Source organism: uncultured Fluviicola sp. (assembly GCF_902168135.1).
Lineage (GTDB): Bacteria > Bacteroidota > Bacteroidia > Flavobacteriales_D > Crocinitomicaceae > Fluviicola.
On sequence record NZ_CABHOL010000007.1, the window covers coordinates 17612 to 30465 of the forward strand.

At 40.7% G+C, this 12854-nt stretch carries 13 protein-coding genes; 12 read left to right on the top strand and 1 reads right to left on the bottom strand.

The genetic code is table 11. The features are described 5' to 3' along the window. Positions 1 to 16 precede the first annotated feature (16 nt). The 9 genes from QZT69_RS01025 to QZT69_RS01065 all read left to right on the top strand — a co-directional run bounded on the left by QZT69_RS01025 (position 17) and on the right by QZT69_RS01065 (position 6241). The gene (locus tag QZT69_RS01025; protein WP_294669691.1) at positions 17 to 445 is read left to right on the top strand and encodes a DUF1801 domain-containing protein; all 429 of its coding nucleotides are present in this window, start codon (positions 17 to 19) and stop codon (positions 443 to 445) included. Positions 446 to 572: 127 nt separating this feature from the next. Further along, positions 573 to 1934 (top strand): PQQ-dependent sugar dehydrogenase, encoded by a 1362-nt coding sequence (locus QZT69_RS01030; RefSeq protein ID WP_294669693.1) that lies wholly within the window; start codon positions 573 to 575, stop codon positions 1932 to 1934. An 86-nt stretch (positions 1935 to 2020) separates the two neighbouring features. Continuing rightward, positions 2021 to 2611, top strand: coding sequence for a TetR/AcrR family transcriptional regulator (locus QZT69_RS01035; protein ID WP_294669694.1), 591 nt, complete (start codon positions 2021 to 2023; stop codon positions 2609 to 2611). A gap of 67 nt (positions 2612 to 2678) precedes the next feature. Further along, entirely contained in the window at positions 2679 to 3137 is a 459-nt protein-coding gene (locus QZT69_RS01040) for a hypothetical protein (protein ID WP_294669696.1), read from the top strand. 10 nt (positions 3138 to 3147) lie between these two features. Continuing rightward, positions 3148 to 3459: a DUF3817 domain-containing protein gene (locus QZT69_RS01045; RefSeq protein WP_294669697.1), complete on the top strand. Its 312-nt coding sequence runs from the start codon at positions 3148 to 3150 to the stop codon at positions 3457 to 3459. A gap of 1 nt (position 3460) precedes the next feature. Next, positions 3461 to 3820, top strand: a complete 360-nt coding sequence (locus QZT69_RS01050) for a rhodanese-like domain-containing protein (protein ID WP_294669698.1) — start codon at positions 3461 to 3463, stop codon at positions 3818 to 3820. 51 nt (positions 3821 to 3871) lie between these two features. Then, positions 3872 to 4222 (top strand): MmcQ/YjbR family DNA-binding protein, encoded by a 351-nt coding sequence (locus QZT69_RS01055; RefSeq protein WP_294669700.1) that lies wholly within the window; start codon positions 3872 to 3874, stop codon positions 4220 to 4222. Between the two features lie 156 nt (positions 4223 to 4378). After that, complete coding sequence (locus QZT69_RS01060; RefSeq protein ID WP_294669702.1) at positions 4379 to 5428, top strand: WG repeat-containing protein; 1050 nt, start codon at positions 4379 to 4381, stop codon at positions 5426 to 5428. Positions 5429 to 5437: 9 nt separating this feature from the next. Next, positions 5438 to 6241, top strand: coding sequence for a hypothetical protein (locus QZT69_RS01065; protein WP_294669704.1), 804 nt, complete (start codon positions 5438 to 5440; stop codon positions 6239 to 6241). Positions 6242 to 6329: 88 nt separating this feature from the next. Here the strand turns inward: QZT69_RS01065 and QZT69_RS01070 are convergent, their stop codons facing one another. Continuing rightward, positions 6330 to 9923, bottom strand: a complete 3594-nt coding sequence (locus QZT69_RS01070; protein ID WP_294669705.1) for a T9SS type A sorting domain-containing protein — start codon at positions 9921 to 9923, stop codon at positions 6330 to 6332. Positions 9924 to 10052: 129 nt separating this feature from the next. Here QZT69_RS01070 and QZT69_RS01075 point away from each other — a divergent pair, with 129 nt between their 5' ends. From QZT69_RS01075 to QZT69_RS01085, 3 genes are read left to right on the top strand one after another with little or no spacing between them, the layout of a single operon-like run. Continuing rightward, positions 10053 to 10841 (top strand): CPBP family intramembrane glutamic endopeptidase, encoded by a 789-nt coding sequence (locus QZT69_RS01075; protein WP_294669706.1) that lies wholly within the window; start codon positions 10053 to 10055, stop codon positions 10839 to 10841. Between the two features lie 10 nt (positions 10842 to 10851). After that, positions 10852 to 11649: a hypothetical protein gene (locus QZT69_RS01080; RefSeq protein ID WP_294669708.1), complete on the top strand. Its 798-nt coding sequence runs from the start codon at positions 10852 to 10854 to the stop codon at positions 11647 to 11649. A gap of 59 nt (positions 11650 to 11708) precedes the next feature. Beyond that, positions 11709 to 12689, top strand: a complete 981-nt coding sequence (locus QZT69_RS01085) for a hypothetical protein (RefSeq protein ID WP_294669710.1) — start codon at positions 11709 to 11711, stop codon at positions 12687 to 12689. Positions 12690 to 12854: the final 165 nt, after the last annotated feature.

Below are 12854 nucleotides of genomic sequence, written 5' to 3' on the forward strand. Positions count from 1 at the left end.
CTTCGCAGGATATACTATGGCAAAAACCAAAACAGCAGAAACAAGCAAAGATGTTTCTGAATTCATCCTGGAATTCACCGACTCGGAACAAAAACGCCAGGACAGCAGGGACCTGATCCGATTGATGGAACAAGTTTCCGGTTTCAGGGCAAACATGTGGGGACCAAGCATCATCGGCTTCGGGAAATATCACTATAAATATGCCAGCGGACATGAAGGCGACGCACCCTTACTGGGGTTCTCTCCCCGGAAAGCAGCTATTTCGCTCTATGTTTCTACCGGAGAACCAGGGCAGGAAACATTGATCAATGACCTGGGAAAATTTACCATGGGAAAAGCATGCATCTACATTAAGAAATTATCGGATATTAATCAGGATAACCTGGTTAAACTGATGAAAAACACCCTGATACTGACCCGGGAAAAATATGGATCCACGGATTGATTAATCAGCACTTTATGGCTATCGTTGCGGAATTCGTAATTAATTGAATTATCATTTATTAACTCAATCGCTTTGCTATCTGTAGCAGGTTTGCCTAACTTCAAACTGAATATTAAAATTTTCGGTCATGGAATTCAAGAAGTTACTTTTTATCGTTTCACTGGGTTTTGCACCGATGGTACATGCTCAGGGTACACAGGTTGTCGGTACGACGACTCTTTATATAGACACACTGGCTTCCAATCTTCAGACTCCCTGGGAAATTAAAGTCAATGACAATTATTTATGGGTTACAGAGCGAGTAGGTAAAGTCAGTCGGATCAATTTACAAACAGGGGTGAAATCCGAAGTGTTGAATTTGACTTCTACGGTCAACCAAACAGGAGAAAGTGGCATGCTTGGCATGGCCTTCCATCCGGATTTTTCGGTTACTCCGGAAGTGTTTCTGGTTTATACCTATGGCACTGCTGACGCAGAAGGTTTTTTCAAGGAGAGACTGGTCAAATATACTTTTAACGGAACTAATTTGGTTAATGAAGTAATCCTTCTGGATGATATCCTTGCATGGGGAGCTCATAATGGATCAAGACTTCACTTTTTACCGGACGGAACCTTGTTGATGTCGACCGGTGAATGTTACGAAGATCAGTTGGCTCAGGATCCGGCGTCATTATCCGGTAAATATTTAAGATTAACTGTATCCGGTGGTATCCCGGCTGATAATCCAACTCCCGGGTCTTACGTTTATTCCATGGGACACCGCAATTCGCAGGGAATAGTTGAATTGCCTAACGGTAAAATTGTGATTTCCGAACACGGTCCTTCTACCGATGATGAACTGACCGTTCTGGAATCCGGCAAGAATTATGGGTGGCCTTTGATTCACGGTTTTTGCGATGAAACATTTGAAAACACCCCCTGTGCAACTGGTTTGTATACAGAACCTATTCATGCCTGGACACCCACTATAGCAACTTCCGATTTGGTGTATTATCAAAATGCCGCTTTCCCTGAATGGGATAACCGCCTTTTAATGGTGACACTGAACGGACAACGTGTTGTAGCCATGGAATTGAACTCTCAGACAACCGAAGTAACAGATGAAGATCAGTATTTTCAGGGACTTTTTGGCCGCTTGAGAGACATTGCAATCGGTCCGAACAAAGAAATTTACATTGCAACGAATTCAGGCACCAATCCGATCATTAAAATGGTACCGTCGAATCCTTTGAGTGTTTCGGAGTTTGAAAGCCAGGTACCGCTGGTTATGCCGAATCCGGCGGAGAGTTATATTCAGCTTGTGGACAATAGGCAGGCCGATCAGGTTTCAATCCTGGATCTAAACGGGAAAACAATCCTTGAGTTGAAGAATGTTGAAGCCGGGAACCAGATCGATATCACAAAATTAGCGCAGGGAACTTATTCCTTGGAAGTAAAATTCACCGGTAACGAACAAGTGCTGCGGTCGAAATTTATCAAAGAAAGATAACAATCATTCATGGGATCTGCGGGAATTTCTTTTTTGCAGATCCCTTAACTTTTCATTCCTTTGTAAAAATACCAAGGAGTATCTTTATGAAAAAGGCGGCAGCAACACGCTTAACGATTCTGCAGAAAGCATTCGAACTGATTTATGTCAAAGGGTATCAAACCACCAGTATTGATGATATTTTAGCGACAACCCAGGTTACAAAAGGTGCTTTTTATTACCATTTCAAAAATAAAGATGAAATGGGTTTGGCAATCATCAATGAGATCCTGAAACCTACGATGACCGAAAGCTTCATTACCCCGCTGCAAAACCCGGGAGATCCTTTGGAGTTTATCTACGGAATGATGCAGCATTTACTCATCGGTAATCCTTTTCTTAAACCAGAGTTTGGCTGTCCGGCTTCTAATATCACACAGGAAATGACTCCCTGGAATGCCGATTTCGGCCATGCAATGAACGAATTAATGAAGCAATGGGAGGATACGTTGGTTGAAGTTCTTGAAAAAGGAAAAGCAGCTGGTTTTGTAAAGAAGGATGTTCATTCGAAGCAAGTTACGATCATGGTCATGTCGGGGTATTGGGGAGTGCGGAATCTTGGAAAACTGGATCAGGGAAAAGAGTCTTACAGCCGTTATTTAAAAGAGCTTAAGAACTATTTGAACAGCCTGAAATAATTTTTTTAATCAAAAACATACTGGTTAGTATGTTTTTGCTTTACTTTTGCATCGATAACTATTTTCGATGTACTCAACACTTATATTTCTTCATTCTTTAACCCGTTGGCTGGTAGTAATCAGTTTAACTTATGCCATTTACCGCGGTTATACCGGATTCAAATTCCAAAAGACTTTTACTAGAACCGATAATGCGGTGCGTCATTGGACAGCAACCATTGCACATATCCAATTGATCATTGGTATACTGGTTTATACGCAGAGTCCGTCCATTAAATACTTTTGGAAGCACGCCCGTGAAGCACTGCGAAATTGGGATGTGACATTTTATTCATTGGTTCACGCATTGATTATGCTGCTGGCTATAGTGCTTTTAACTATCGGTTCGGCGAAGTCCAAACGAATGCCGACAGATCCGGAAAAGTTCAAAACGATGCTGCTGTGGTTCTTTATAGCCTTTGTGCTCATTTTTATTGCCATTCCGTGGCCGTTTTCACCTTTGTCAAACAGACCTTTTTTCAGATAATATGTTTCAAATGATCCAGTCAAAAGTCGGCCGTTTGCGCCTGGCAGGTATTCTCGAAGGAATTTCCCTGCTGATTCTCTTATTCGTAGCCCTTCCCTTAAAATATGGTTTCGGGATTCCGGAATTCTCGAAAGTAATGGGAACCGTTCATGGAGCTTTATTCCTGCTGTTTGTGTTCAATACTTTGAGCGTGGGAGTAGAATACCAATGGAAATTCCGGGAAACAACCTGGAAAGTACTGCTGGCTTGTATTGTTCCTTTCGGGACATTTTACATCGACCGGACAATCTTAAAAAGAATCGATCCATCAAACAGCAAATAGTATGAAAACCATTGGAATTATTTTAGGAGCCTGCTTACTGATTTATATCGGATACCGCACATTTCGCTTCCTGAACCTGGATAAAGGATTGGGAAAGAAAATAGAGCAGGGAGCGGTTATCCTCGATGTAAGAACACCATCCGAATACCGGACCGGACACATTGAAGGATCGGTTAATCTGCAATTGAGCCGTCTGCATGCGGATAAACTTCCGCTGGATAAGGACAAAACATATATCACTGTCTGCTCCCACGGACTTAGAAGTGTGAAAGCCATGAACCTGTTGAAAGAAAAAGGATACAAAGTATTCAATGGCGGGGCACTGGCAGACCTGGAAAGTGAAATTAAACAGGTAAAGTAACTAGCTAATTCAATATTTGGTTACTTTCAAATACTGATTTGAAAGTAAAAGATGGATATTGAAACAGTAAGAACTATTTGTAAGGAATTGCCGCATGTAACAGAAGATGTGAAGTGGGAACACGATCTCGTGTTTTCAATCGGATTGAAGATGTTTTGTGTTACCGGCCTGGATGAAACACCTGTTTCTGTTTCATTCAAAGTAACAAACGAAGAATTTGAGGAATTGTCCAATAGTTCCGGTTTCAGGCCCGCGCCTTACGTTGCGCGATACAAATGGGTGCTTCTGGAAGATATTTCAATGCTGAAGAAATCGGAATTGCAAGCATACATCAGGCAGTCCTATGAACTGGTAAAAGCAAAACTTCCGGCAAAGATTCGAAAGGAACTGGATAATCAGTAATTGTTCAAATCGTGCAATGTTCAAATGTTCAAAAATGGAAGCTAAGCTTGCTTTGTACCGTTCCATTTAAATTTTGAACTTTTTGAGCCTTTTGAATGTGATTGTCTGTATTAAGGACTTTTCAGTTATCTTTAACCTGTTAAAAATAGAAACACCATGAATCGTAAAAAAATACTTCTTGCATCTGCTTTTTTAGTGAATGCTCTTTTAATTCAGGCTCAAACACTTGTCGTTCAGGTAAAAACTTTCGAAACAGGCAAATGGGGCTACTCCAATGTTGATGGTGAATTGGTTATTCCTGCCGAATATGAAAAATGTTATCCGTTTTCCTCCAATGGACTTGCGGTGATTTACGATGAGAAAGAACGCCAGTATCATTTCATCGATTTAAAGAACCAGCGATTAACGACTGATCCGGCATCATTTAAGATTAAAGACGGATTGGGATTTAATGTGAGTGGTTTCAATGACCATTTGTTCCTGGTTCAGGTAAATGGAAGATGGGGGTATATGGACGATGAAGGAAAATTAATCATTAAGGCCCTGTATGATAACGGAAGTGACTTTAATGGTGGATATGCAACCGTCGCTAAAGGAAAGCAATTTTTTGTAGTTGATACAAAAGGGAACGAAACAGCTCTTGAAAGTGGAGTAATGGACGTAAAGGAATTTACAGAAGGACTGGCTCCGGTAAGAATGAACAGCAAAAAGTTTGGATTTATTGACACGAAAGGAAAGGTGGTTATTCCTGCTGAATTTGAAACAGTTGGATACTTTAAAGATGGATTAGCTTGGGTCAAAACGATGGATGGTAAATTGGGATATGTTGATAAAACAGGAAAATGGATTATTAAACCTGAATTTGAAGCGGGAAAAGAATTTGATCCTGCTAGCGGCCTTGCGCGTGTGAAGAAAAACGGAAAATGGGGCTACGTGAATAAATCGGGAGAAATCTTAACCATTGATTCGGAATCCTTCGGTGATTTTTCGGAAGGTTTGGCTGATGGAAAAAAAGGCGGTTTAGTTGGTTTCTTTGATGAAAAGGGAGAATGGGTGATCAAACCGCAGTTTGAAGCTGTGCGTGATTTTCATAACGGATATGCAGCCGCGCGATTAAATGGAAAATGGGGATTGATCGATAAGGCCGGAGAATGGAAACTGAAACCTCAGTTTGACGCTATCAAAGATGTAACTTTGGTGGAATAAACAATACCTATGCGTATATCTTTTACGGCGCTATTCCTTCTCTCCATTATTTCAGGATGTTCCAATCCGGAGAAAGAACCTGAAAAAAAGATTGATTTTTTTAAAGAACCGGAAAATAAGGCAGTGCCCGCAGAAAAAGATTCCACGGCAGTTTTTAAGTGGGAATCCGAATTGTGTACGCATGAGAGTACTTTCAATACGCGTCTTTATACCGAAGAAGAATTAAGAGGAACCCGTCAGTTGTTACAAATGACCGGAAGCGTTCTGCTGGAAGTAAAAGATGTGGCCTTTAAACCGGACCAAATAGCTGATTTGAGCAGTTTGAAGGAATTGGACCTGGAATATCAAACGAAAAGAAAGCAGCTTCAGAATCTGAAGATTGTAAATGATCCGTATTGGATAAAGATCAAAGAACGACTCCTTGCAGCAATGAAAGACGAATACGATTTGAGCCGGATCTGTATCCAGGCCTATACGACTCCGAATGTGCTCAAAGGAAATCGATTCTCCAAATATTGTCCGGACCTGATAACTGCACTAACAAGCGGTGATTCAACGAAATTAATAGCTGCCTGGAAAACATTGGTAGAAGAACAATGCAAGAAAAATGCTTCTCCTGACTATTTAATGGAACGCTTCGAGAGAGAGTCGCATGATCCCGACTGGATGATGTACGGACGCGTAGAGTTAGTTACTTTTGGCTGGAGTAACCGGGTAAACGATCAGATTGTGCACGTAAAAAATGATGCAGCAATTAACAGGAAGTTTGATCAATTGTTCTTGAAAACACATTCCGAATGTGATGAACCTTAAAAGAGAGAAGTTTACTATTCTAAATCCACAAAAAAAGCGGAAGAAAACAACTGTCTTTTTGGAAAAGAACATCAATCAGAACGAGGAACTAAAGCGTTTTCAATACACGGATAACTTCCTTTCGATCAGGATAAGTGACTCTTAGAAGATACGTTCCGGATGTTAGGTGACTCATGTCAATGACTAATTTATCGGAATCAACGGAGTATGCATAAATGATTCTTCCCTGATTGTCTGCCAATTCAGCTGATTTAATGGTCTTTTCCGGCGCTGCGAATGCGATTGTCAGATTTCCTGATGTCGGATTCGGATAAACTGTTGTTTCGCTTACCGTTGCTTGTGAAGTTTCAGGATCACAAACAAAATCTTCCAATTCCGTACCGGAATTTCTATAGATCGTATTTGAAACACTATTGGTAATTACCGCCGGATTGAAATCAAAATAAATTTCAGCGTGATTGGAGATCGGGGTGTTGTGTGGAAGTGATAAGTTCTGGTTCAAAGCAACTTCAAAAACAAGATACCCATGACTTAAGGGCTCATTGGCATTGCTGTCTATCAGATGGATCTCATCAAAATGGAATTTCAGGGTGTTGTTTGCCAGTACTTCTGTCCAGCACGGATGACTTTTAGCGATGATTCTTACCGATCTGATATCCAGATTGGGATTCAACTGATCGACCACATTGATATTGATAGCTTCCGAATTCCCGGTATTTTGAAAGCGGATTTGGTAAGTAAGTTTTTGATCAGTGTCGATGTAACCTTCTTCACATTTTCCTGCCGGATACACTTTTTTATCATTCGGGTCAAATCCATTTACAATCGGGAAAAGATAAGACACCAGGTTATTAGTGGAATCAAAATCATTTTGCAAAGGTGTTAATTCTGTTTGGAAAGCAACAGAATCTCCGATCTGAGCATTTACCGAAGTCAGAAATTGAATGTGCGGAGTAAAATGAGGTGAATCAGCAGTCCAGTTCTGGAAGTTCCAAATCAGTGTATTCCCATTAACCGTGGAAGGATTGGGTGTTGCTGTTACAAAAGAGACCAGCGAATTATCATACGTTAGTTTTAACTGTCCCGAAACAGGTACACAACCGTCGTTAAATGCATCTACCACATAAGTGCTGTGAAAACCGGGTCTGAATTCTCCCGGAATGCTAAATGATCTTAGCTCGAAATTATTTTGCGGATTCCCGGTAATGAGAATGCTAGCTGTTTTACTGTCACCATAGACATCGGTTACCGTGCAGGAATAAATACCCGGACTTGTAAAAGTTGCTATAGAATCGTTGGTAACAGGAACCGTATTCCAGGAATAGGAGTAAGGCGGAGTTCCCGAATACCCGATTGCTTTGGCAGATCCTGGGTTTGCACATGAAATATCTTCAACGGCTTGAAATGTGAGTTTAATGAATGGAACATAGGAAACATCATTGAGCACCCGGCCGATATGATTCGTAATAACATCACCGTATTGCTTGAAAAAACCTCCGATAATGATTTGACCATGCTGCTGCAAACTAATCGAATGGATACCCCAACTGGAAGTACTAGTATTATCCTGACTTTCAAAAGAATTGTCTGTACTCAGATCCGGATTTAAACGGATTAGAGTAATTGTGTTATAAACAAGTATTTTTCCATTGGGAAGAAAAGCCATCGATTCTGCAGGAACATTCGAACTCCCAATAAGAATCCCATGTGGATTATATTTCTTCAATAGTCCGGGATAGTACTGATCATAGAGGCCGGATGAATAAATAGTATCCTGGTTATCTACAGCTAATGAAATAGTTTGTTCTGATTGGTTGATAACAGTATTGAGAGTCCCATCTGTATTTAATTGATGAATACCATAAAACAGCCTGCCTGCAACTAAAATCTTATTGGCTACGGGTTGTATCTCTAATAAGTCCGCTTCCTGATAAGAGGCAAATGGTGGATGAAAGTCCCCATCTAAAAGTCCGTTTTCATAAAAGCGGGTAACCATATTTCGAAGATCAGAATTGTGGTCCACGTAATGAAGCTTTCCTGCAACTAACAAACTGCCGTTAGCCTCTAGTTTAATAGCATTGACCCAGTTTGTAGTTCCGTTGACAGTTATGAAAGAATTTCCGGGGTCGTAATCCATATCAACAGATCCGTCTGTATTGAGACGAACAATGGAATTTCTGCTGACCCCGTTAAAGTGTTTGAATTTTCCACCGAGGATTATTTTTCCATCGTATTGAACGGCAATGGATTTGACTTCATCGTCTGCGCCGGTACCTGTATTGAAACTGTGATCAATCGTACCGTCTTCATTCAACCGGATGAATCTTCCGTGGGCTTCATTGTTGTACATCGTAAAAGATCCTCCGGCCAATATGCGGTTGTTTTGGTCAACAGCTGTGCAGAATACGGTATTGTTACAACCAACAAACGGAAGGAAACTGTAATCCAACTTAGCATCCGGCTTGATGCGGATCAGGTCTTTTACCAAAACACCGTTGTATTCATCAAACTGACCGCCGCAAATCACGGTTCCGTCATTCAAAACATCCAGGCTCATGATCTGGTATTCCGCAGGTGTTTGTGAATCGACATTAAATGCATTTGCAATAGGGAAGCTTGAATCATAGACACCATCCGGGTTTGCTTTGACAAGAAATCTCGGAGATTGAATCCCACCTGAATAACTTAGAAAATTACCTCCCAGGTAAAAGGAGTCATCCGGTAAAACTTTCAGGCACCGTCTGATGTAAGGAAACGTACTGGTGCCTCCTAAAAAAGCAGGATCGATACTTCCATCACCGTTAAAGCGCATCAGACCTCCAAAAGTTTGCCCGTTGAAGCTGCTGAAATTACCACATGCAAGGATTTTTCCATTGGATTGGAATGCAATATCAAAAATAAATGCGGAAGTATTGGTGCTTATGCCTGGCTGAAATGTGGGGTCAAAATCACCATTGGCAGTTAGTCTGCAAATGTTAACGGCTGTATTTCCCTGGCAGTTAGTAAAATACCCCGCTGCAATTAATTTTCCATCCGGTTGAACAAGGATCTTATAGATATAATGATCTACTCCTGAGGTGTTAAAAGAGGGATCAATAGAACCGTTTGGCAGTAAACGGACTATTCCGTTACAGGGTACTCCGTTGTAGGTCGTGAAACTTCCGGTTACAAGAATCTTTTGATCCGGCTGAACCGTTAGCCCCATAATACCGGCTTGAGACCAATTCCCACTGATAAATGCGGTACCGCTGGAAAAACCGGAAGCCAATTGACCGTCAGGGTTCAGTAAAGCAATTCCGTAAGCAGCAGTCCCGTTTACCTCGTTAAAGTCTCCGGCAATCAGGATTTGATTATTTGCAAGAACCTCAATTTCTGTTACATTGTATCCCTGAACGGATGTTTGAAAAGTTTTGTCCCAGCTTCCATCCGGATTCAAACGAATAATCCGATTTGCAGGCTTTGAATTATAGGTGGTGAAATTTCCGCCTACCAGTATTTTTCCGTCAGGCTGGACTTTTACAGCATACACCATTTCAACATTTCCCCATGATAGATCGTTATTTTCAAACCCATTACCAAAGTGCTGAACCCTCCATTGATTAAAAGTCGTATCGGGAAGACCCGCTTGTCCGAAAGAAGCGCTTGCTAAAACAAAAGAAAGTAACCAAAGAAATGATTTCATGAGTTAGTCATTAGTTGATGATGTAAAATTAGACAAAATCAGTTAAATGATGTGACAGGAACGTTAAAATTGTTGCCTGATCCAAATGGAATAGGTACTTTAAATCATCATAAACCCAAATTCACATCAATGAATAGGTCCTTAAGTGTTATTGTCATCACGCTTTTATCCTTTGGATTCTATTTTCTCCTGTCCCGGACTTATTTTTCGGAGCTCAGAATCTGGGTCAATGGATTTGTCCCTGACCTCGGGACCAGTCATTTATTGGTCTACATCATTGTTTCGATACCTATTGTTCTGGGAGCATCCATAATCAACGAATTTAAACGCTGTCAAACCACATTGGGATTGAACCGCTCCATCCTCAAAGGAGTACTATTTCCCTTTATTTGTGTACTTCCCATGTTCATAGGTTTTGCCTGTATCTTTCCGTTCAACACTGCTTTAACTACTGAAGATGTATTGATTTCCGGAGTTGCGGCGGCATTTTTTGAAGAGTTCATTTTTCGCGGATTTCTTTTCGGTCAGTTATTCCGTTTTACCAAACTGGGATTTGTTCCCGCTGTTTTACTGGGAGCCTTCCTGTTTGCAGCAATGCACCTGTATCAAAGCGATGATATTCCTACTTTAATCGGTATTTTTTCGACCACTTTTATGGGAGCAGTACTTTTTGCGTGGTTGTTTGCCGAATGGAATTATAACTTGTGGGTCCCCATATTCCTGCACTTCTTTATGAATCTGTCCTGGATGCTTTTTGCCGTTTCGGAGAATGCCCTGGGCGGATTTTACGCAAATATTTTCAGGATCGCCACTATTACACTGGCAATAACCGGAACACTGTTTTATAAAAGAAGGAAACAACTTCCCCTTGCCATTAAAAAGGAAACCATCTGGATCAAAAAACGGATTAATTACTGATGTTGGCTTCATGAAATCTATTTTTTGCTTTCTGTTAATTGCTTTACTGGCTGCCTGTAATTCTGCAGATACCCTGGAGGCAGGAACGCTTAAACAAATCCTTGTTTTCAAATCCGGCTTTGATTCCGGGAAAGAGAACCGGCTCCGTCTGTCTGAACGGAAGGTATTTGATGAGAAAGGACTGCTCCTTTCGGATGTAACCTATAAAGAATCGGGTGGAATCGATTACAAAAACGAATATGTTTATGACACAAAAGGGAGGAAGACAAAAGTCACCTATTTCCTGGGGAACAAATGCCATTCCATTTCAGAGTTTATCTATAACAATAACGACAGCATCCACATGATCGTAGTCTGTAAACCCGATAATAAAATAGACTTTACCATTCAACCTTGTTACACTAAAAAAGGGTTCAACTACCAGGATATCTGCAGAGGTGCAGATCAAAAAATCCGGTTTTGGGATGCATACGAACGAAATGGGTCCGGCAGGCTCGAAAAATGGACGCGTTTTAATCCGGATTCAACCGTTCGGTCAAAAGTTGTCTACAAATACGACAAACAAGGACGCGAGATTAAAAATACCTGTTCGGGTGAACTGGGCGGCACGTATGCTTTTAAATACAATAAGAGAGGGCTGATCCGTGAAGAAATAGCGCGCAACACAGGAGATAAAAGTTTTTTATGGCTGAAAGTATATATCTACGATAAATGGGATAATGTAGCTAAAATCGTACAATACAACGACTTCGACGATCGTCCGGAAAATCCGTATATGGCGGTCAGCTATAGGTATGAATATTGGTGATTCAAAGATTTTGATCATTTTTAATGAACCAACTTTCGGGTAAACTGTATGGTTATTGTATGAAAAATTGCCTGCTCCTAATATCGATTTTCTTGGTGAAAATTACCTTTTCGCAGACTCCGGAAGTATTTTATCAGACTTCAGACAACAAGTATGCTTTTAAATTTGAAGGAAATACCTGCACCTTGTATGAGTTTTCAAAGTACGAAAGCTGGGTTTCCGAAGAGTGGGAATTAGAACCGGTGATTCGGTTCGAAGGTCAGCTGGATAGTTTAGGCATTCTATTTTCAAACGGGCAATACGCTGTTTCTTATGATTACAAATATTACCGGGTGAGTAAACTGAAAAACGGAAAGATCAAAGACCGCCATACATTTGCTGCAAAGAAACTGGAAAATCCTTCTAAAGTGTATGAAGTGATCAATCATACCTATTGGCAAATGCTTTACAGGAAGGAAATAGAAAAGATCGAAAGCAATTACCCGCTTTTCAGAGAATACCGGTACCGCTCTTACCGGCCGGGAGATTACGCGATTTGGGAATCAATGAATTTCAAGCAGGAATCTCCCGAAACATTTGAATTGCTTGCAGCTGAACGAAATAAATTGCTAATTGACAGTTTGGTATCTACAAACAATCGGTTGATTTCCCTTAATGATTCTATTGAAAGAAACATACAAACACTTACACCGGAAGAGCTGAAGAATAATTTATTAAGCCGCCCGATCCATGTGCTTCCGTATGATGAATACCAGGATGTCATGTTGAACACAGTTGCGGAAAAACGGCCGGCTCTCTTTTTAGGTCTGGTGGAGGCACTCCCGGATGAAAGATCCTATTTGTTCAATAAGATTCACGAAAGAGGTGCCGTTAAATCACTGAAGAAATTCGAAACAAATACCCCGATCAGGAAAGAATTCCTGAAGTATAGAAGAAGACAAAATTTTAAAGCGGGATTGCTGATAACAGGGGCAGGTCTGCTTGAGGTCGGAGTCATTGGCGGTGCAATAACCGGAATTGTTTACTGGATACGGAAATAATCGGTCGCACGTTTTTCACTTTGCATGTTATACCAAAAAGAAAAAGATTCAGTTTATAGAGGGTGATATTTTTTATTTGCGTAACCTCACAAAATTTGTTTAAAAAGTGATAATTCAAACATTCTGTTATAACTTAATATAGGAGAAAAACAGGTGTTATGGACT